This is a genomic window from Kitasatospora atroaurantiaca (assembly GCF_007828955.1).
Taxonomy (GTDB): Bacteria; Actinomycetota; Actinomycetes; order Streptomycetales; family Streptomycetaceae; genus Kitasatospora; species Kitasatospora atroaurantiaca.
In genome coordinates, this window is the sequence record NZ_VIVR01000001.1 from 1,833,125 (window position 1) to 1,852,369 (window position 19,245).

The 19,245-nt window shown below is 72.5% G+C and carries 17 protein-coding genes; 10 read left to right on the top strand and 7 right to left on the bottom strand.

The window, feature by feature from the left end:
* Nucleotides 1–24: 24 nt before the first annotated feature.
* Nucleotides 25–1,029, bottom strand: coding sequence for a DUF2510 domain-containing protein (locus FB465_RS08240; RefSeq protein WP_145789033.1), 1,005 nt, complete (start codon nucleotides 1,027–1,029; stop codon nucleotides 25–27).
* 87 nt (nucleotides 1,030–1,116) lie between these two features.
* Nucleotides 1,117–1,614, bottom strand: coding sequence for a GNAT family N-acetyltransferase (locus FB465_RS08245; RefSeq protein ID WP_170290522.1), 498 nt, complete (start codon nucleotides 1,612–1,614; stop codon nucleotides 1,117–1,119).
* 63 nt (nucleotides 1,615–1,677) lie between these two features.
* Between FB465_RS08245 and FB465_RS08250 the strand changes: the two genes are divergently transcribed.
* Nucleotides 1,678–2,583: a TIGR01777 family oxidoreductase gene (locus FB465_RS08250; RefSeq protein WP_145789037.1), complete on the top strand. Its 906-nt coding sequence runs from the start codon at nucleotides 1,678–1,680 to the stop codon at nucleotides 2,581–2,583.
* 288 nt (nucleotides 2,584–2,871) lie between these two features.
* Nucleotides 2,872–4,200 carry an NAD(P)/FAD-dependent oxidoreductase gene (locus FB465_RS08255; RefSeq protein WP_145789039.1) on the top strand — a complete coding sequence of 443 codons (1,329 nt, stop codon included), beginning with the start codon at nucleotides 2,872–2,874 and terminating at the stop codon, nucleotides 4,198–4,200.
* A gap of 68 nt (nucleotides 4,201–4,268) precedes the next feature.
* Here the strand turns inward: FB465_RS08255 and FB465_RS08260 are convergent, their stop codons facing one another.
* The 4 genes from FB465_RS08260 to FB465_RS08275 form a co-directional block, all read right to left on the bottom strand.
* Nucleotides 4,269–5,669 (bottom strand): caspase family protein, encoded by a 1,401-nt coding sequence (locus FB465_RS08260; RefSeq protein ID WP_145789042.1) that lies wholly within the window; start codon nucleotides 5,667–5,669, stop codon nucleotides 4,269–4,271.
* Entirely contained in the window at nucleotides 5,666–6,085 is a 420-nt protein-coding gene (locus tag FB465_RS08265) for an effector-associated constant component EACC1 (protein WP_145789044.1), read from the bottom strand. The genes FB465_RS08260 and FB465_RS08265 overlap by 4 nt, the downstream gene beginning before the upstream one ends.
* 62 nt (nucleotides 6,086–6,147) lie before the next feature.
* Nucleotides 6,148–7,452, bottom strand: a complete 1,305-nt coding sequence (locus FB465_RS08270) for a caspase family protein (RefSeq protein WP_145789046.1) — start codon at nucleotides 7,450–7,452, stop codon at nucleotides 6,148–6,150.
* A gap of 120 nt (nucleotides 7,453–7,572) precedes the next feature.
* Nucleotides 7,573–9,228 carry an NsdA family TPR-like regulatory protein gene (locus FB465_RS08275; RefSeq protein WP_246192575.1) on the bottom strand — a complete coding sequence of 552 codons (1,656 nt, stop codon included), beginning with the start codon at nucleotides 9,226–9,228 and terminating at the stop codon, nucleotides 7,573–7,575.
* A gap of 299 nt (nucleotides 9,229–9,527) precedes the next feature.
* Here FB465_RS08275 and FB465_RS08280 point away from each other — a divergent pair, with 299 nt between their 5' ends.
* The 7 genes from FB465_RS08280 (at nucleotide 9,528) to FB465_RS08310 (ending at nucleotide 16,977) form a co-directional block, all read left to right on the top strand.
* A complete protein-coding gene (locus tag FB465_RS08280) occupies nucleotides 9,528–10,289 on the top strand; it encodes a 3-hydroxybutyrate dehydrogenase (RefSeq protein ID WP_145789048.1) in 762 nt (253 codons plus the stop codon).
* A 28-nt stretch (nucleotides 10,290–10,317) separates the two neighbouring features.
* Nucleotides 10,318–11,673, top strand: a complete 1,356-nt coding sequence (locus FB465_RS08285; protein ID WP_145789050.1) for an MFS transporter — start codon at nucleotides 10,318–10,320, stop codon at nucleotides 11,671–11,673.
* 66 nt (nucleotides 11,674–11,739) lie between these two features.
* Nucleotides 11,740–13,629 (top strand): helix-turn-helix domain-containing protein, encoded by a 1,890-nt coding sequence (locus tag FB465_RS08290; RefSeq protein WP_145789052.1) that lies wholly within the window; start codon nucleotides 11,740–11,742, stop codon nucleotides 13,627–13,629.
* Between the two features lie 278 nt (nucleotides 13,630–13,907).
* Complete coding sequence (lipB, locus tag FB465_RS08295; RefSeq protein ID WP_145797215.1) at nucleotides 13,908–14,678, top strand: lipoyl(octanoyl) transferase LipB; 771 nt, start codon at nucleotides 13,908–13,910, stop codon at nucleotides 14,676–14,678.
* Nucleotides 14,679–14,798: 120 nt separating this feature from the next.
* The gene (lipA, locus tag FB465_RS08300) at nucleotides 14,799–15,752 is read left to right on the top strand and encodes a lipoyl synthase (protein ID WP_145789054.1); all 954 of its coding nucleotides are present in this window, start codon (nucleotides 14,799–14,801) and stop codon (nucleotides 15,750–15,752) included.
* A gap of 270 nt (nucleotides 15,753–16,022) precedes the next feature.
* Nucleotides 16,023–16,220, top strand: a complete 198-nt coding sequence (locus FB465_RS08305; protein ID WP_145789056.1) for a hypothetical protein — start codon at nucleotides 16,023–16,025, stop codon at nucleotides 16,218–16,220.
* A 67-nt stretch (nucleotides 16,221–16,287) separates the two neighbouring features.
* A complete protein-coding gene (locus tag FB465_RS08310) occupies nucleotides 16,288–16,977 on the top strand; it encodes a DUF4191 domain-containing protein (protein ID WP_145789058.1) in 690 nt (229 codons plus the stop codon).
* 116 nt (nucleotides 16,978–17,093) lie between these two features.
* On the opposite strand, the gene FB465_RS08315 is transcribed toward FB465_RS08310, so the two are convergent.
* Nucleotides 17,094–17,561 carry an RDD family protein gene (locus tag FB465_RS08315; protein ID WP_145789060.1) on the bottom strand — a complete coding sequence of 156 codons (468 nt, stop codon included), beginning with the start codon at nucleotides 17,559–17,561 and terminating at the stop codon, nucleotides 17,094–17,096.
* Nucleotides 17,562–17,819: 258 nt separating this feature from the next.
* Here FB465_RS08315 and glnA point away from each other — a divergent pair, with 258 nt between their 5' ends.
* On the top strand, nucleotides 17,820–19,232 hold the full coding sequence (gene glnA, locus FB465_RS08320; protein ID WP_145789062.1) for a type I glutamate--ammonia ligase: 1,413 nt from the start codon (nucleotides 17,820–17,822) through the stop codon (nucleotides 19,230–19,232).
* The last annotated feature ends 13 nt before the right edge of the window (nucleotides 19,233–19,245 follow it).

A 19,245-nucleotide genomic window follows, 5' to 3' on the forward strand; every position in this document is an offset into this window, starting at 1 on the left:
CCTCCGCAGCGGGCGGACCGGCGGTCAGACGCCGGCGCCGTTGCCCGTGGCCCTAATGCCCTGGACGATCCGGTCGAGCACGGTCGGCTTCGGCGCGTCCGGGTGGTCGTCCACCGAGCCGACCAGCACGGTGAATCCACCTCCCTGGGCCGGCACGGCCACCACCAGCACGTAGCCCTTGGCGCCCTCCTTGGGCGTCACGTACCAACGCTCCGCATAGCCGCTCACACCGGCGACGGTGGTCGTCCCCGAGACCAGCTCCTGGTGCGAGACCAGGTCACCGAAGAGTGCGGGGGCGAAGTCCGCCATGGCCTCCTGGGCCACCGACTTGGCGTCGGCGCCGTCGCTCGCCTGTGAGTCGATCGCGAAGTTGCCGCGGACGCAGCCGCCCTCGGAGGTGCAGGAGTACGGGGTGGTGGCGAGGTAGAGGGTGGTGCTCCCGTCGTGGTCGTCGGAGGTCCAGCCGGAGGGCAGCGGGACGCTCCAGCCGTGCCGGGTGTCCTTGACCGTGCCGTCGGGGCGGACCGGGGCCTTGGTGGTGGCCGAGGGTGCGGTGCCGGGCCGCTGCGACCGGTCCGGGCTCGGCTCGGCGCTGCTCGTGGCGGACTGCGGCGGCGGCGCGGAGAGGCTCGGGCCGTCGGACTCCATGCCGAGCCAGACGGCCGCGCCGATCACGGCGGCTGCGATGACCGCGATGGCGAGGCCGACGATCAGTCCGGTGTTGTTCTTCCTCGGGGCGGGCTGCGGCGCGTACGGCTGCTGGGGGTAGCCGTAGGCCGGCGGCTGCTGCGGATACCCGTACGCGGGCGCCTGCTGCGGGTAGCCGTACCCGGGGCCGGGTGGCGGCGATGAGAGGCCTGCGCCGTCCCAGGCCTGTGTCGGGGCGTCGGCGATCTGCGGGGCGGAGGCGCCTGCGGCCGGCCGCAGCTCGCCGGTCCACGCGCTGCCGTCCCACCAGCGCTCCTGCGCGCCACCGGCCGGTCCGGCCTCCGGCACCGGGTACCAGCCGGGAGGGGTCGAGTTGCTCACGCCGGTACGGTACCGGTCGGCCCAGGGGCGCGGGCAGGGGCGCTCAGGTCACGACTTGGCCTGTCGGCCCGTCACGCCGGCGCACCGTCAGCCGTTCAGCCTGCGGCCCATCGCGATGTCGTCGACGTACGCCCCGTCGATCCAGAACTCCTCCGGGGACACTCCGTCCACCTGGAAGCCGCAGCGCTCGTAGAGCCGCCGGGCGGGGGCGTTGTGGGCGAGCACCCGCAGGGTCATCCGGCGGATGCCCTCGGCGCGGGCCGCGTCGCAGGCCGCCTCGACCAGGGCCCGGCCGATGCCGCGGCCGCGCGCCGCGGGTGAGACCGCGAGGCCGCGGATCTGCCGGATGTGCTGGTTGCTGGGGAGCGGGGTGGGCGGGACGTGGCGGATGTAGCCGACGATCCGGCCGTCGAGCTCGGCGAGCAGGTACTGGTCCGGTGTGCACCGCTCGTCGAAGATCGTCGCGTCCTCGGCCGGCTGTGGGATCACGTCGCTCAGCCAGGACCAGGCGGCCCGGTCGAGCGCGACGAGCGACCGTTCGTCCTTCGCCCGCGCCGCACGTATCGTCACACCGTCAGCTCGCATGGCCGCCATGCTAACGAGGCGTCGGCTCCGTCACCAGGTAGATCGACCTGCGAGGATGGGCGGATGCGCATCGCGGTGACAGGTTCCACGGGTCTGATCGGTTCAGCGCTCGTCCGCTCCCTGCTGGCGGACGGGCACGAGGTGGTGCGGCTGGTCCGCCACCGGGGGAAGACCGGCGTGCAGCCGGACGGCACCATCGGGGTGGGCTGGAACCCGCACATGATGCAGGTGGACCGGGCGGGCCTCAGCGGCGTCGAGGCCGTGGTGCACCTGGCCGGCGCGGGGATCGCCGACCGGCGCTGGACGGAAGCCCACAAGCGGGAGATCCGGGACAGCCGGGTGCTCGGCACCGAGACCATCGCGGGAGCGCTGGCCGAGGCGAAGGAGCCGCCCCGGGTGCTGGTGAGCGGCTCGGCGGTCGGCTACTACGGGCAGACCGGCAGCCGGGTGATCGACGAGCAGGCCCCGGCCGGGGACGACTTCCTGGCCCGGATCTGCATCGACTGGGAGGACGCCACCCGGCCCGCCGCCGACGCCGGGATCCGGGTGGTGAACGTCCGCTCCGGCATGGTGCTGTCCAGGGCGGGCGGGGCCGGCGGACGGCTCTTCCCGCTCTTCAAGCTCGGGCTCGGCGGGCGGCTGGGCTCGGGCGAGCAGTACTGGAGCGTGATCTCGCTGGCCGACGAGGTCGCGGCGCTGCGCTTCCTGATCGACACCCCCGAACTCAGCGGCCCCTTCAACCTCACCGGCCCCGAGCCGGTGACCAACCGGGAGCTGACCGCCGCGATGGGCCGGGTGCTCGGCCGCCCGACGCCGTTCCCGGTGCCTGAGGCGGTGCTCAAGGTGGTCCTCGGCGAGATGGCCGTCGAGGTGGTCGGCAGCCACCGGGTGGTGCCGAAGCGCCTGTTGGAGGCCGGCTTCCGCTTCCAGCACCCCGACGTCGACTCGGCGGTACGGTCGGCGCTGTAGGCCCGGCCCGGCGGTGGGGCGGGCATGGGGGCGCACGGTGGCACGTGTACGGCGCGTTTCGCGCCCGTGGTGACCGTGCGCGCCCACTGCTCCACGAACCGGCCGTTTCGGCGCACAGTCCGTCACCATGCCCCCGGTCCGTGCCGCGGAATCCGTCCCGGCCTGACAATCCGACCGGCAGTCTCTGCCTGATCCCCGCATTGACGGGGCATCACATGGTCGGACCGTGTCCCGGCACACTGCGGCCTGCGTCGGCCGGAGCCCCGGGACCAGGGAGGGAGCACGCTCGTGCCCGCATATGACTTCACCAGCCGCACCCGCCGGCAGTCCGACCCGGACGTCGTCGTGGTGGGCGCCGGACTCGCGGGCCTGGCCGCCGCCCGCGCGCTGACCGGCCGCGGCCTCACCGTCCAGGTCCTGGAGGCGACGGAGCGCATCGGTGGCCGGCTGGCCACCCGCGAACTCGACGGCTTCCGGCTGGACAACGGCAGCCACCTGCTGAACACCGACTTCCCCGAGCCCGCCCGCCGGCTCGACCTGGACCGCCTGGAGCTGCGCCCGCTCGCCCCCGGCGTCCTGGTGCACAGCGCGGGCCGCCGCTACCGGGTCGGGGACCCGCAGCAGAAGACCGCCCGTCAGGCCGCCACCCGCGGCCCGCTGGGCAGCCCGCTGGACAGGGCCCGGCTCAGCAGCACCCTCAGCAGGCTCGCCGCGACGCCCGTCCCCCGCCTGCTGGCCCGGCCGGAGACCACCACCGCCCGCGCCCTGGCCGACCGCGGCCTGGCGCCCCGGACGGTGGACGGCTTCCTGCGCCCGCTGCTCGGCGCCCTGCTCAGCGACCCCGCGCTCGGCACCAGCAGCCGGGTCTCCGACCTGGTGCTGCGCTCGTACGCGCGGGGGCGGCTCTGTCTGCCCGCCACCGGGATCGCCGCCGTGCCCGCGCAGTTGGCCGAGGGCCTGCCGCCGGGGACGGTACGGCTCGGCGTCCAGGTCTCCGCCATCTCCGCGGACGGGGTCGACACCAGCGCGCACGGCCGGGTCGCCGCGCGCGCCGTGGTGCTGGCCACCGACGCCCAGTCGGCCGCCACGCTGCTGCCCGGGCTTCGGCAGCCGGACTTCCACCCCGTCACCACGTACTACCACGCGGCCGGCCGCTCGCCGCTCGGCGAGCCCGTCCTGCTGCTCGACGCCGACCGGCCGGGCGGGCACGCGGTGGTCTCGCACTCGCTGGTGCTGAGCGAGGTGGACGCCTCGTACGCCCCGCCAGGGCGGGCGCTGGTCGCCACCACGGTGCTCGGGCGGCGCAGCTTCGAGCCGGGCGGGCCGGCCGGCTACGAGCCCCTGGTGCGGCGGCGGCTGGCGGAGCTGTACGGGACGGCGACCTCGGGCTGGGAGTTCCTGAGCGTGCGCCATGTGCCGGACGCCGTGCCCGCGATGCCTCCGCCCCACAACTTCCGGCGGTCGGTGCGGGTGCTGGCCGGGCTGTACGTCTGCGGGGACCACCGGGACACCAGCACCGTGCAGGGCGCGCTGGTGTCCGGGCGGCGGGCGGCGGAGGCGGTGCTGCGGGACCTGGGCGTGCCCGCCACGCAGGAGGCGGCCGAGGCGGCGGCGTAGCGCTCCGACGGCCGGATGAGATGAGCCGGGCGGGCGTGGGCGCGCCGGGGCCGACGCGCTCGCCCGGCTCAACCTCGCGTGATGCGCTCGAACATCGAGGTGGGCGGGCCGGCGACCCGCGCGTCGTCCAGCCAGAGTTTCGCTCGGCAGTCGGCCGGGGCCTCCAGCTCGATCCGGAGCCCCAGGCGGGCGGCGGTGGCCGTACTCAGGCTGATCGTCCGGGCGGCGTCTGCGGGAGTCAGCCGCTCCTCGGCGAGCTGCTCGGCTCCGGCGCCGAACGTCACCGAGAGCATGGCCGCACCCGGGCAGCCGGCACCCTCGAAATCGGCACGGAGGCGGCCGCTCACCTTCAACGGGCCGAGGCCGGGCAGCTGGAAGGCGGGCCGGTGCGGCGTGCCCGGAACCGTCTCCCAGCCGAACGAGGTGTGGCGGACGTGCTGGTCGTCCAAGGTGTTGTTCGCCAATGTCGACCTGTCGCTGTCCTGTTCGTAGCCGGACAGCTCGTGCATGTCGTCGAACGGGAGCAGCAGCGCGACCACGCCCAGCACGATCGCCAGCACCAGCACGGCGACCAGTGGTCCCCCGACGCCCGGGTCGGGGTCGGCCTCCGGCTCGGACGGGGTGACTGCCGGGCCGGTCACCCCGCCGGCAGTCGGTGCGTCGTCGGCTGTCGGTGCGTCGGCAGTCGCTACCTCGTCGGCCGCGTCCGGAGCCGGGTTCCGGAAGAGCGGGATGTCGCCCGCGACGGCTGTGCCCGAGTGCCGGGGTTCGGGTGTCGCCGTGTCGGGCGAATCCTGCAGATGATCGCGGATCAGGTTCGCCGTGAGCAGCTCGCCTGCACCCGGGACCCCGGAGCGGATCGTGGCGATCAGCCGCCTGGTGAACTCCGTGTTCCGCTCCCCCGGCAGGGCGTACGCGGCCTCCGTCCCCCCGCCGGCCGTGAAGACCCACGGGCTCCGGGCGCCCTGGAGGCGTGCCCGCGAGCCGGGGGTGGCGTACGGGACGGCGTGCGCCAGACCGGAGTAGCAGCAGTCCACGAAGATGACCACGTCGGCCTTGCGCTGCGAGGTCAGGGCGTCGCGGATCAGCGCGTAGCTCAGCCCGGAGTACTTCGGGCTGTCCTGCCTGGTGTTGGGGAGCCCGAGGTAGAGCTCGCCGTCGTCCACGTAGAAGCCGTGGCCCGCGAAGTAGCAGAGCAGTACGCCTGACGTACCGTCGGCGAGGCTCTTCACCTCCTGGGTCAGCTCGGCGCCGCGGTCGAGGAGGGTGTGGACCCGGTCCTGCGGCAGGCCGCCGAGGGTGGTGACCAGCTCCGCCAGGTCCGCCAGGTTGCCGGCCACGGCGGGCAGCGGGGGCAGCCGCTCGTCGGTGTACGTCGCCGTACCGATGAGCAGCACTCTGGAACCCGGGGGCAGCACCCCGGCCGGCCCGTGGTGGACGGCCTCGGCGTCGACGGCGCTGGTGGTCATTCCCGGGTCGGCTCCAGTGCTACCGGCTCCACGACTGCCGGCTCCGCTGCTGCCGGCTCCACGGCCGGTGTCTCCGGAAGGGGGAACACCCGCAGCAGCAGCTCCTCCATCTTCGCGGGGGCGACGCCCACCACCTCCACCTCCCGTACCTCGCCGTCCGCCCGTTCGCTCCTGATCCGCACGCTGTGCGAGGCCCGGGTCGTCAGGTACGCGTTCAGTACGGCGGCCAGCGCCGGGATGGCGGCCAGTCCGAGGGTGACCAGCACGGAGGCTTCGGCGGCCCCCATGGTGCCGGGCTCGGGCGGCCTGGTCGCCGTGGTGACGTCCTCGATGGCGGACTCGGCGCCGAGCCGGCCGGCCAGGAGGTGGGTCTGGCGCAGGCAGTCCGGGCCGGTGAGCGTGATCTGAATGGTCATGCACTTCCTCGGTGATCGTGCGGCGGGTAGCAGGCGTTCAGCAGACGGGCGTCAGGCGGGCGTCAGGTGTGGAACACCGCGATCGTCCGGAGCCATGGCGGCACGGTGTGGAGCTTCGAGTCGATGAGCTCCACCCGGGCGTGGCAGGACGGATCTCCGGACACCGACACCGTCCAGGAGACGGTGCCGGCGCGGCCGAGCGGGGCGTAGTACTCCAGCGGGAAGGCGTCCGGGACGAGATCGCCGGTGGCGACCGCCAGTCCGTCGGCCGCGAGTTCGTGGTGAGCCGTCACCCCGCCCGGGCAGGAGCCGACCTGGGTGAGTCCGACCTGGGCGGCGAGGTGGTGGTCGCGGCCGGGCGGCAGTTTCAGGGTGATCTTCTTCCGCTGCCCGCCGGACAGTGCCCAGCCCTGACGGTGGATCACCCAGGTCGCCACGGACTTGCCGTCGGGCCCGACGGCGAAGCGCTGGTCGTCATCCACCTGGGTGAACTGGTCGCCTTTCGCCGGGAGCCGGTCGAGCATCACCGGGTGGTCCACCACGTTCACCATGATGCTCGGCAGGACGAGCGCGATCACGCCGGCCAGGATCAGGAGCACGAGCCGCGCTCGCCGCCTGAGCCACGACCACAGGTTCCACGGGCCGGGTGGGACCGACCGGCGGAGGTCGAGCTGCTCCGCCGGGCCGGACTGCCACAGGAACTCCGCCTGCTCGGCCGGTCCGGACGCCTCCCGTAGCCGCCGGTCGAGCTCGGGCAGGGTCAGCCCCGGCCGGTCGGACTCCTCCGACGCGTTGAGCACCGTCAGCAGCCGGTCGGTGAAGGCGGTGTGCCGCTCGGCCGGTGCGGGCTCGGGTGCCGCCTGGTTCTTGCCGTACGGGGCGATCACGCTGCAGTGGGTGCCGTCCTTGGCGGACTGCTCGGCGATGGCGTCGATCGCCGACGCGGCGAAGCTGCAGTCCAGAATCACCACCCGGTGCCGCGCGGGGCTGTCCCGCACGATCTCGGCGAGCAGGTCGGCCGGTAACGCCGTGCCGGCCAGGAACCCGGGGTCAGTACCGCTCAGGGCCAGGTGGAGCCGCCCGAGGCCGTCGAGCAGTCCGTGCCCCGCGTAGTACACGAGCAGCAGATCCGTCGCCGACCTGGCGGCCTCGGCCAGCTGCGCGGACACCCGCGCGTCGGCCCGGCCGGTGACGACCGCGCACCGGTCGCGACGCAGGACCGCATCGCTCCCTGTGGTCAGCACCGCCGCCAGGTCCTTGGCGCCACGGGGGGCCTGCGGGAGGTTCCGAAGCTCGTCCGACCGGTAGTGCCCCTGGCCGATGAAGACCGCAGCCGATCGCACCGGGTCGGCCTGGACGACACGCATACCAAGCAACCCCCCTCGGCCTGTTGAGCGTTGGGAGGATTCTAGCGACGCGCCCAGGCCTCCGTGGCCCGGATCCTCAGCCCTGGTCGGCGCGCCGCCGGCGCTCCGGCTGAGCGGGCATCAGATCACCCCCGCCTGGCGGGCGGCCTCGTCGAAGGCGCGGGCGGACTGGCTGACGCGGTACGGGGTGAGGCGGCGGTGGAAGTCGCGGAGGTACTCGACCGTACGGGCGGAGCGCATCTCGCCGGCCGCCCGTAGCGCCTCGGTGGCCATGGTGCAGGCCTCGTCGACATCACCCATACCGAGGCGGGAGGTGGCCAGCACCATCCGGCAGAAGATCCGGCTGCGGGCATAGGCGGGTGCGCGCAGCCGGAGGGACTTCTCGGCGTGCTGGGCCGCCGGTCTCCACTGCTGGAGGTCGCGGTAGCAGTGCGCGAACTCGTCGGCCAGCTGGGCCTCGTCGAAGTGGCGGGCCCAGGAGGGGAGGTCGTCGCCAGGCCGGGCCGCGGCCAGCGAGCGCTCGCAGCGCACCAGGGCGGTGGTGCAGGAGCGTACGTCGCCCATCAGGGCGTGCCCGCGCGCCTCGGCGGCGTGCATCAGCGACTGGACCACCGGTGCGGCGACCGTACCGACGCCCTGCTGAGCGACCCGGGCGAGCTGGATCGCCTCCCTCCCGTGGCCGAGGTGGACGGCCTGCTGGCTCATGGTGGTGAGGACGTAGCCGCCGAGCACTCTGTCCCCCGCCGCCTGGGAGAGCCGCAGCGCCTGGACGAAGTACCGCTGGGCCAGGCCGTGCGCCGCGATGTCGAAGGACGTCCAGCCTGCCAGCCTGGTCAGGTCGGCGACCGCGCCGAACAGGGCACGGCCGATCTGCTCGCCGTACCGGCCGCGCAGCATCGGCTCGGCCTCGCTCTCCAGGTACCGGACCAGGGCCTGGCGGGCATGGCCGCCGCCGTACGCCTGGTCGAGGGCGCGGAAGAGGTCGCCGACGGCCCGGATGGCGGCGATGTCGCCCCGGCCGACGCGCAGGGGCGGGCGCTGCTCGCGCCCGGACGGATCGGCCGGCTCGCCGGACCCCGGCCCGCCCGGGGCGGTGCCCCGGCTCTGGGCGGGCACCCGGCCGAGGGCCGGCTGCGGTGCCCGGGCGCCGGGGATGGCGGGGCGGGCCGAGGCGGCGTCGGCGAGGCCCGGGACGGAGCCGTCCCGGGCGACGCGTTCGTCGGTCCGGCCGATCAGCCAGTCCCGGCTGGGGACGACCAGGCCGGCCGGGGTGAAGGCGATCCGGCGCAGCTCGGAGGCCGGGCCGATGTCCTTGCGCCACATGCTGGCGACGATGTCCACGGCCTCCTGCGGGGTCTCGGCGAACTCCAGGCCGGCGTAGACGGGGGCGCAGGCGTCCAGGCCGATGTCCTGGGCGGTGAAGCGGCGGCCCAGGCGGCGGGTGAAGACCTCCGCGATCAGGGCGGGCGTGGCGCCGCGTGGCTGCTGGCCGCGCAGCCAGCGGGTGACCGAGGTCTTGTCGTAGCGCAGGTCGAGGCCATGTTCCAGGCCGAGTTGGTCGACCCGGCGGGCCAGACCGGCGTGCGAGAAGCCGGCTTCCTCGATCAGCGCGGCCAGCCGGGGGTTCTGCGTCCTGGCGTCGACCGGGGAGGCGTCGGCCAGCCGCTGGTCGGAGGCGTGCGGAGGGGCCCCGGCCCGCCCTTCGTGCGCGTCGAGCGGGTCGAGCGGGTCGAGCGGTCCGTACGCCGGGCTGTCGGTTGCAGGCCGTTGGGGCATATCAGTCAACACCTCTCGAGCGCCGCACCAGGCCCCCCGGTGCCCGGAGCAGCGCCCCCTGTCGGGAATCGGCGTGAATGTAGCGAGCATTTTGCCGCTATGGGTGGATCTGGGCGGGCAATCCTCCGAACGGGTGACGCAACGGCGTCCGTTGTGGGGAAGGTGGGGCGGCGCGTGTTTGGGTGTAGGAGCTGCCGTGCCGTTCGGCGCCCCATGGATGGACCCGCCATGAAGCCGGCCGATGCTGTGGCGGCCGGGCACATAGGAGAGCGGGCGCCGGTTTTCTACCGTTCTCGGCCATGGACACCACTTCAGCCCGCCCGCTCGGCGACCGTACGGCGCTGGTCACCGGCGCCGCCTCGGGCATCGGCCGGGCCTGTGCCGAGGCCTTCGCCGCAGCCGGCGCGCGGGTCTACGTCGTCGACGTCGCGGCCGGGCCTGCCAAGGAGCTCGCCGAGCGGATCGGCGGGGTGGCGTACGTCGCGGACCTCTCCGACCCGGCCGCGGTGGACGCCCTGCCGGACGACGCCGACATCGTCGTCAACAACGCGGGCCTCCAGCATGTCGCGCCGCTGCACGAGTTCCCGCCGGAGCGGTTCACGCTGATCCAGCGGGTGATGGTGGAGGCCCCGTTCCGCATCCTGCGCCGCACCCTGCCCCATATGTACGAGCAGGACTGGGGACGGGTCGTCAACATCTCCTCCGTGCACGGCCTGCGGGCCAGCGCCTTCAAGTCCGCGTACGTGACGGCGAAGCACGCCCTGGAGGGCCTCAGCAAGACGGTGGCCCTGGAGGGCGCCCCGTACGGGGTGACCAGCAACTGCATCAACCCCGCCTATGTCCGCACCGCGCTGGTGGAGCAGCAGATCGCCGCCCAGGCGGTCGCGCACGGCATCCACGAGGACGAGGTGGTCGAGCAGATCATGCTCGACCGCACCGCCGTCAAGCGCCTGATCGAACCCGACGAGGTGGCACAGCTCGCCGTCTGGCTGTGCTCCCCCCACGCCTCGTACATCACCGGTGCCAGCCTGCCCGTGGACGGCGGCTGGACCGCGCACTGATCGACCCTTCGAAGAAGACAGGTGACCCATGGCCAGTTCTCCCGACGCCGCGAGAACCAGCTCCCCCCTCTGGAAGGTGGTCGGCGCCAGCCTGATCGGCACCACCATCGAGTGGTACGACTACTTCTTGTACGGCACCGCCGCCGCGCTCGTCTTCGGCAAGGTGTTCTTCCCCAACAGCGACCCGCTGACGGGCACTCTGCTCTCCTTCCTCACCTATGCGATCGGCTTCGCCGCCCGGCCGCTGGGCGCGCTGGTCTTCGGGCACTTCGGCGACCGGATAGGCCGCAAGAGGCTGCTGGTGCTGAGCCTCTTGCTGATGGGCGGGGCGACCACGCTGATCGGCTGCCTGCCGACGTACAACCAGGTCGGTGTGGCCGCACCGATCATGCTCACCGGGCTGCGGCTGGTGCAGGGCTTCGCGCTCGGTGGCGAGTGGGGCGGGGCGGTGCTGCTGGTCTCCGAGCACGGGGATGCCAAGCGGCGCGGCTTCTGGGCCTCCTGGCCGCAGGGCGGCGCCCCGGCCGGGAACCTGCTGGCGGCCGGCGTGCTCTCGCTGCTGACGGGCATTCAGTCGGATGCGACCTTCATCGCCTGGGGCTGGCGGGTGCCGTTCCTGCTCTCGGCGCTGCTGGTGATGGTCGGCATGTGGATCCGGCTCTCGGTCGACGAGTCGCCGCTGTTCAAGCAGGCACTGGCGGCGGCCGAGGCCCGGCAGACGGCGGAGCAGCCCCCGCTGGTGGCCGTACTGCGCAACCACTGGCGTGAGGTGCTGACCGCGATGGGCGCGCGGATGGCGGAGAACATCTCGTACTACGTGATGACCACCTTCGTCCTCGCGTACGCCGTCGGGCACGTCCACCTGCCCAAGCAGACCGCGCTCAACGCCGTGCTCATCGCCTCGGCGATCCAGTTCGCGCTGATCCCGGTGTTCGGCGCACTCTCCGACCGGGTCGGCCGCAAACCGGTCTACCTGGTGGGCGCGGCGGGCGTCGGGATCTGGGCCTTCGTCTTCTTCGGGCTGGTGGACACCAAGAGCTTCGGCTCGCTGCTGCTCGCGGTGACCATCGGTCTGGTCTTCCACAGTGCGATGTACGCGCCGCAGGCGGCGTTCTTCTCCGAGCTGTTCGCGACCCGGATGCGGTACTCCGGCGCTTCGATCGGCGCCCAGTTCGCCTCGGTGGCGGCGGGCGCCCCCGCCCCGCTGATCGCCACCGCACTGCTCAAGGACTACGGCAGCTCGACCCCGATCTCGGTGTACGTCGCGATCGCGGCCGTGATCACCATCCTCGCGGTCCTCTGCGCCAAGGAGACCCGCGGGCGCGACCTCGCCGAGGTCGCGCCGTCCACGGCGGACGCCGAGCCGGTGGCCGCCACCGCCTGATCCGACACGGTCGGCGACCACGGGAGTGGTCGCCGACCGTTCCCCCATTCCGCCAGAAGTGGCACGATGACCCGCACCATGGACGCCGTACCCGCCCTCCGTAAGCTGCTCGACCTGCTCGCCTCCGGCGCCGCGACCGAGGACTTCGCCGACGTGCTCGCCGAGGCCCGGCGCCAGGGCGCGCCGGCCGACGTACTCGCCGAGATCGACGACGCCACCTGGCTGGCACTGCGGGTGCACCGGACGATGCGTCAGCACCGCCGCCGCGAGGCCGAGCTGACGGCGCTCTTCGACACCGCCGGGGACCTCGCCGCCTCGCGGGATCTGGACTCCGTGCTGCAGGCGATCGTCCGCCGGGCCCGCATGCTGCTCGGTACCGACACCGCGTACCTCACCCTCCCCGACCCGGCCGCCGGGGACACCTACATGCGGGTCACCGACGGCTCGGTGTCCGTCCTCTTCCAGACGCTGCGGCTCAGCCTCGGCGACGGCCTCGGCGGCCTGGTGGCGCAGACCGCCCGCCCGTACGCGACACCGGACTACCGCACCGACGAGCGCTTCCGCCACACCGGGCAGATCGACGCCGGGGTGCTGGACGAGGGCCTGGTGGCGATCATCGGGGTGCCGCTGCTGCTCGGCGGGCAGGTGATCGGCGTGCTGTTCGCCGCCGACCGCTCGCCACGCGCCTTCTCCCCCGACGAGGTCGCCCTGCTCTGCACCCTCGCCGCGCACGCCGCGATCGCCCTGGACACCGCGAACTCACTGGCCGGGACCAGGGCCGCGCTCACCGAGCTCAACGCCGCCAACGCCGTCATCCAGGCGCACTCCGCCGCCGTCCAGCGCGCCGAGCAGGCCCACGACCGGCTCACCGACCTGGTCCTGCGCGGCGCCGAGGTACCGGACGTGGCCGCCGAGGTGGCCGCGCTGCTGGGCTGCGAGGTCGCCGTGCACGACGCCGAGGGCGTGGTGCTGGCCGGGCGGCCCGCGCCGAGCGAGGGCCTGGCCGAGGCGGTGGCGGCCTCCCGCGCCGAGGGCCGGGCGGTACGGCACGGCGACGGCTGGGTCTGCGTGGTGCTGGCCGGGCAGGAACCGCTCGGCAGCCTGGTGCTGCACGGCCGCCCCGACCTGGACGACGCCGACCGCCGCCTCTTCGAGCGGGCGAGCGTGGTGACCGCGCTGCTCCTGCTGCTGCGGCGCTCGGTCGCCGAGACCGAGAACCGGGTACGCGGCGAGCTGCTCGCCGACCTGCTCACCGCCCCTGGACGCGACCCGGCCGGCCTGACCGCGCGCGGGCGACGGCTGGGCGTGGACCTCGGCCGCCCGCACCTCGTCCTGGTCGCCGAGACGCTCCCCGAGGACCGGGCCAGACTGGCCGGAGCAGCCTCCCGCTACCTCTTCGGAACGCGCGGCATCAGCGCCGAGCACGCCGAGGCCGTGGTGCTGCTGCTCCCCGACGACGGCACCGCCCCCGGCCGGGCCGCCGCCGAGGCCGCCGACCGCCTGGCCCGGCTGGCCGGGACGCCCGTCACGGTGGGCGCGGGGCGGGTCGCCGCCGGGCCGGCCGCGCTGGCCGCCGCGCACGCGGAGGGGCTGCGCTGCGTACGGGCCCTGCGGGTGCTGGGCCGGGAGGGCGACGGTGCCTCGGCCGCCGACCTGGGCTTCCTGGGCGTGCTGCTCGGCGACGGGCACGACGTGGACGCGTTCGTCGGGGCGGCCCTCGGCCCGTTGCTGGAGTACGACGCCCGGCGCGGCACCGAGCTGGTCCGCACCCTGCGGGCGTACTTCGACTGCGGCGGCAGCCTGACCCGCGCCAAGGACGACCTGCACGTCCACGTGAACACCGTCGTCCAGCGCCTGGACCGGGTCGAGGTCCTCCTCGGCCACGACTGGAACCACCCCGAACGCTCCCTCGAACTCCAGCTCGCCCTCCGCCTCCAACTCCTGACTGACGGGTGAGCCCTTCAGGGGCGCGGGGCTCTGCATGATCAAATGCCTGCGCGAAACGGCAGGGCACGTGGGTCAGCCGAGGTCAGAGCGGACAGTGCAACGTGCTCACCGTTGGACAGATGCTGCTCCAGGGCTTCCGATTCGCGCAGTTCCCCGCGCCCCTGGGGTGCCCATGAGCGCCAGGTGCCCACCAAGTCGGCTTGCACCCGTACGGGCGTACAGTGGCGAGGTTGGTCTCGAACGCCTGGCAAGGAGCAGCGGTGAGCGAGCACGTACGGTTCGTACGCATGGGCATCGGCGAGGGGTCGGTCCCGTACGAGGACGCGTGGGCGGAGCAGCAGCGACTGCACGCGCTGCGCGTCGCGGACGAGATACCGGACACCGTGCTGCTGCTGGAGCACCCGCCCGTCTACACCGCGGGCAAGCGCACCAACCCCGAGGACTACCCGCTGGACGGCACCCCGGTGGTCGAGGTCAACCGGGGCGGCGAGATCACCTGGCACGGCCCCGGCCAGCTGATCGGGTACCCGATCGTCAAGCTGCCGGACCCGATGGACGTCGTCGCGTACGTCCGGCGCCTGGAGGAGGCGCTGATCCGCGCCTGCGCCGAGTTCGGCGTCGCCACCACCCGGGTCGAGGGCCGCAGCGGGGTGTGGGTGCTGGGCGAGGAGATCCCGGACGCGGTGGTGGACCCGTCGCAGGTGGTCGAGATCGGCAAGCTGACGCTGCGGATGGGTCTGCCGCTGGGCATCGACCCGCGGCTCGCGGGCCCCGAGTACGCGGCGTCCAACGCCGGGCAGCGCGGCGACGACCGCAAGCTCGCGGCGATCGGCGTCCGGGTCGCGCGGGGCGTGACGATGCACGGCTTCGCGCTCAACTGCAATCCGGACATGACCTGGTTCGACCGGATCGTGCCGTGCGGGATCCGCGATGCCGGGGTCGGTTCGGTCAGCTCCGAGCTTCGCCGGGACTTCCCGGTCGGCGAGGCACTGCCGGTGGTCGAGCGGCACCTCGCCGAGGTGTTCGCGGAGCTGCCGGAACCCGCGCTCGCCCGCTGATCGCGGGAATCCCGAGACGGCTTCCGTCGTTGCCCTGCGAATGCGGGGCCAAGGCCCGGTGAGAGCCGTACAAGCACAGGCGTACCCTGGGGGTACCCCGTCTAGTTCTAGGAGTCGCACGTGTCCGCTGTCGCACCAGACGGCAGGAAGCTGCTCCGCCTGGAGGTCCGCAACAGCGAGACCCCCATCGAGCGGAAGCCTGAGTGGATCAAGACCCGGGCGAAGATGGGGCCGGAGTACAACGCCCTGCACTCGCTCGTGAAGAAGGAAGGGCTGCACACGGTCTGCCAGGAGGCCGGCTGCCCCAACATCTTCGAGTGCTGGGAGGACCGCGAGGCGACCTTCCTCATCGGCGGTGACCAGTGCACCCGCCGCTGCGACTTCTGCCAGATCGACACCGGCAAGCCCGCCGAGTTCGACCGGGACGAGCCGCGCCGCGTCGCCGAGTCCATCGTGACGATGGACCTCAACTACGCCACCATCACCGGTGTCGCCCGCGACGACCTGGAGGACGGCGGCGCCTGGCTGTACGCCGAGACCGTGCGCCAGGTGCACGCGATGACGGCGGCCCGTGAGGCCGGCCGGACCGGCGTCGAGCTCCTGATCCCGGACTTCAACGCGGTGCCCGAGCAGCTGGCCGAGGTCTTCTCCTCCCGCCCCGAGGTGCTCGCGCACAACGTCGAGACCGTCCCCCGGATCTTCAAGCGGATCCGCCCGGCCTTCCGGTACGAGCGTTCGCTGGACGTCATCACCCAGGCGCGCGCCGCCGGGCTGGTGACCAAGTCCAACCTGATCCTGGGTATGGGCGAGACCCGCGAGGAGGTCAGCCAGGCGCTGGCCGACCTGGTCGGGGCCGGCTGCGAGCTGATCACCATCACCCAGTACCTGCGTCCTTCCGTGCGCCACCACCCCGTCGAGCGCTGGGTGAAGCCGCAGGAGTTCGTGGAGCTGCAGGAGGAGGCCGAGGAGCTCGGCTTCGCCGGCGTCATGTCCGGCCCGCTGGTGCGCTCCTCGTACCGCGCCGGCCGCCTGTACCGGCAGGCGCTGGAGCACCGCGCGAAGGCTGCGGTCTGAGCGTTGCGACCACAACGGGGTGAGCCCTTCGGCTCACCCCGTTCGTCGTTCCGCCGGGCTTCTCGGAGGGCGCGGTAGGCCTCCGTCGAGCAGGATGCGAGCGTCACGATTTGTTGTTCATCTGATACTGCTAGTAGTTTTCTTGATGTGCGGTGGCTACTGCAGCGCAAGAAGTCAAGAGGCTTTGACCGACAGGTCACCCTCCGGTAACACCGCGCGGTGACGATGGAACGGTCGCAGACCGGCAGACGGCGAGGGGAGTTGCTCGGCATGCAGGTACGTATCGGAACGCTCAGCCGTGTGCGGTCGGTCGGCGGTGCGCTGCGGCTCGCCGAGAGCGCCCTGCTCGCGGGCGGGCGGCGGAACGCGTGGACGGCAGTCTGCGAGAACCGGCGCCATGCGGCGGACCGCGAGCACGGTGCGGCGCTGCTCGGGCTCGCCCCGGAGGGCTCGCGCCGCAAGGCCTGAGTGATCCAGGTTGCGGTTTGGGGGCGCCCTTGGATATCCCGTGGCCATGCCACGTACCATGAGCGTTATGGCGAGGGAAACATCCGAGAACCCCGGGCGACTCAAGCAGATCCGCCTGGCGTATCAAATGACCAAGAAGGTCGACACCAAGATCGGCCTGATCATCGCAGGCATCGGCCTCATCGTCTTCGGCGTGTTCCTCGCCATCGGCTTTGCGATCGACCACCCCATCTACCTGGGCATCCTGGGCTTCGTCGTGGCCTTCCTGGCCATGGCGATCGTCTTCGGGCGGCGCGCGGAGCGGGCGGCCTTCGGGCAGATGGAGGGCCAGCCGGGTGCGGTGGCAGCCGTGCTGAACAACATCCGGCGCGGCTGGAACGCCAACCCGACGCCGGTGGCGGTGACTCGTAACCAGGACGCGGTCTACCGCGCGGTCGGGCGAGCCGGCATCGCGCTGATCGGCGAGGGCAACCCGAACCGGGTGCGTCCGCTGCTCGCGTCCGAGAAGAAGAAGATGGCCCGGGTCGTCGGCGACGTCCCGGTGCACGACATCATGGTGGGCGACGGCGAGGGCGAGGTGCAGCTCAAGAAGCTGCAGATCCACCTGATGCGACTGCCGCGCGCCATCACGCCGGCTCAGGTCACCGAGACCAACGACCGCCTGCGCGCGCTGGGCGACCTGCTCTCCAAGGCGCCGATCCCCAAGGGCCCGATGCCCAAGGGCGCCCGGATGCCCAAGGGCGGCCAGGCCCGCTGAGCACCGCCCCCACTCGACACCACGGCCCCGCTGCGATCTCTCGCAGCGGGGCCGTTTGACGTCTGTCCGGCTCCGGTCCGGATGCGGACCCCGGAGTCCGGATGCGGACCTCGGGGTCAGATTCGGACCTCGACGGTGCCGACCGCCTTGTCGTGCAGGCCCCGGGTGTCGCGGTCCCAGACCACGGCGGGCACCACCAGGCAGAGCAGCAGGGTCCGCAGCAGGACCTGCGGAATGGAGGCCCGGCCGCCGTCCAGCCGGACCACCCGCAGGCCGAAGAGCCGCTTGCCGATGGTCGTCCCGGTGGTGGCGATCAGCAGGCCCGTCATCGTGTAGAACAGCGGCGTCGTCCACAGGTTGGCCGTCGCCTGCTCACCGCGGGCGAGCAGCCCGTACGCGACCAGGCTGCAGAGCCAGCCGTCGACGAACAGCGCGCCGATCCGGCGGCCGGGTCCGGCGATCGAGCCGGGGCCCTCCTCGGGCAGGCCGAGGCGCTCGCCGCGGTACCCGAAGTCGGCGCCCATCTTCTCGGCGGCGGCCTTCGGGCCGTCGATCCACGATCCCAACGCTTCTCTGGTGTCCACGAATCCACACTATCCGGGCAGTACGGTCGATCTTCGGCCCCCTCCCCCCGTGGGGGTGAATCGTGTCGCACCGCTTGCCGGCAGTGGTCTGGACCACTGTCGACGCACTCCCCCATCCGGCGAAGCGTTTTGCCCGGAACCGTACGCCTTTGCCACCCATTCAGCCAGGCCGGTTAACATTCAGGAAACGGTGGAGTCACCGGCCGGAAACGGCCGATTCCTATCGTGAGCCACCAGACCGCTCGCTGAGGAGGATGGATGTTCAACAACGCCGCCGAGGTCAAGCAGTACATCGCGGACAACGACATCAAGTTCATCGATGTCCGCTTCTGCGACCTGCCGGGCGTCATGCAGCACTTCTCAGTGCCTGCGTCGACCTTCGACCCGTCCGAGACACTCATGTTCGACGGCTCGTCGATCCGCGGCTTCCAGGCGATCCACGAGTCCGACATGGCACTCGTCCCCGACCTGGCCACGGCCCGGCTGGACCCGTTCCGCAAGGACAAGCACCTCAACATCAACTTCTTCATCCAGGACCCGATCACGGGCGAGGCCTACAGCCGCGACCCGCGCAACGTGGCCAAGAAGGCCGAGGCGTTCCTGGCCTCCTCCGGCATCGCGGACGCCGCGTACTTCGGGCCCGAGGCCGAGTTCTACGTCTTCGACTCGGTGCGCTTCGAGACCAGCGCCAACGCCTCGTACTACCACATCGACTCCGAGGCGGGAGCCTGGAACACCGGCTCGGCCGAGGGCGACGTCCGCGGCTACAAGGTCAAGTACAAGGGCGGGTACTTCCCGATCCCGCCGGTCGACCACTTCGCCGACCTGCGCGCGGAGATGTCGCTGGAGCTCTCGGCGGCCGGCCTCGAGGTCGAGCGCCAGCACCACGAGGTGGGCACCGCCGGGCAGGCGGAGATCAACTACAAGTTCAACAGCCTGCTGCACGCCGCCGACGACCTGATGCTGTTCAAGTACATCATCAAGAACGTCGCCTGGCGGAACGGCAAGACCGCCACCTTCATGCCGAAGCCGATCTTCGGCGACAACGGCTCGGGCATGCACGTCCACCAGTCGCTGTGGAGCGACGGCACGCCGCTCTTCTACGACGAGCAGGGCTACGCGGGCCTCTCCGACACCGCCCGCTACTACATCGGCGGTCTGCTCAAGCACGCGCCGTCGCTGCTGGCCTTCACCAACCCCTCGGTGAACTCGTACCACCGACTGGTCCCGGGCTTCGAGGCACCGGTCAACCTGGTCTACTCGCAGCGCAACCGCTCGGCCGCGATCCGCATCCCGATCACCGGCTCGAACGCCAAGGCCAAGCGCATCGAGTTCCGCGCGCCGGACCCGTCCTCCAACCCGTACCTGGCCTTCTCGGCGATGCTGATGGCCGGCCTGGACGGCATCAAGAACAAGATCGAGCCGCTCGAGCCGGTCGACAAGGACCTGTACGAGCTGGCTCCCGACGAGCACGCCTCCGTCCCGCAGGTGCCGGCCTCGCTGTCGGCCGTGCTGGAGGCGCTGGAGGCCGACCACGAGTACCTGCTCGCGGGCGGGGTTTTCACCCCCGACCTGATCGAGACCTGGATCGACTTCAAGCGCACCAACGAGATCGCCCCGATCGCGCTGCGGCCGCACCCGCACGAGTTCGAGCTGTACTTCGACCTGTAGGGGTGCCTCTGAC

Bases quoted from the DNA above. Each gene is read 5' to 3' on its own strand.
- FB465_RS08310 (WP_145789058.1), top strand. From the start codon at position 16,288: ATGGCGAGGGAAACATCCGAGAACCCCGGGCGACTCAAGCAGATCCGC.
- FB465_RS08305 (WP_145789056.1), top strand. From the start codon at position 16,023: ATGCAGGTACGTATCGGAACGCTCAGCCGTGTGCGGTCGGTCGGCGGT.
- FB465_RS08285 (WP_145789050.1), top strand. From the start codon at position 10,318: ATGGCCAGTTCTCCCGACGCCGCGAGAACCAGCTCCCCCCTCTGGAAG.
- FB465_RS08245 (WP_170290522.1), bottom strand. From the start codon at position 1,614: ATGCGAGCTGACGGTGTGACGATACGTGCGGCGCGGGCGAAGGACGAA.
- FB465_RS08265 (WP_145789044.1), bottom strand. From the start codon at position 6,085: ATGACCATTCAGATCACGCTCACCGGCCCGGACTGCCTGCGCCAGACC.
- lipB (WP_145797215.1), top strand. From the start codon at position 13,908: ATGGGCATCGGCGAGGGGTCGGTCCCGTACGAGGACGCGTGGGCGGAG.
- FB465_RS08270 (WP_145789046.1), bottom strand. From the start codon at position 7,452: ATGCGTGTCGTCCAGGCCGACCCGGTGCGATCGGCTGCGGTCTTCATC.
- glnA (WP_145789062.1), top strand. From the start codon at position 17,820: ATGTTCAACAACGCCGCCGAGGTCAAGCAGTACATCGCGGACAACGAC.
- FB465_RS08280 (WP_145789048.1), top strand. From the start codon at position 9,528: ATGGACACCACTTCAGCCCGCCCGCTCGGCGACCGTACGGCGCTGGTC.
- FB465_RS08260 (WP_145789042.1), bottom strand. From the start codon at position 5,669: ATGACCACCAGCGCCGTCGACGCCGAGGCCGTCCACCACGGGCCGGCC.
- FB465_RS08250 (WP_145789037.1), top strand. From the start codon at position 1,678: ATGCGCATCGCGGTGACAGGTTCCACGGGTCTGATCGGTTCAGCGCTC.
- FB465_RS08275 (WP_246192575.1), bottom strand. From the start codon at position 9,228: ATGCCCCAACGGCCTGCAACCGACAGCCCGGCGTACGGACCGCTCGAC.
- FB465_RS08290 (WP_145789052.1), top strand. From the start codon at position 11,740: ATGACCCGCACCATGGACGCCGTACCCGCCCTCCGTAAGCTGCTCGAC.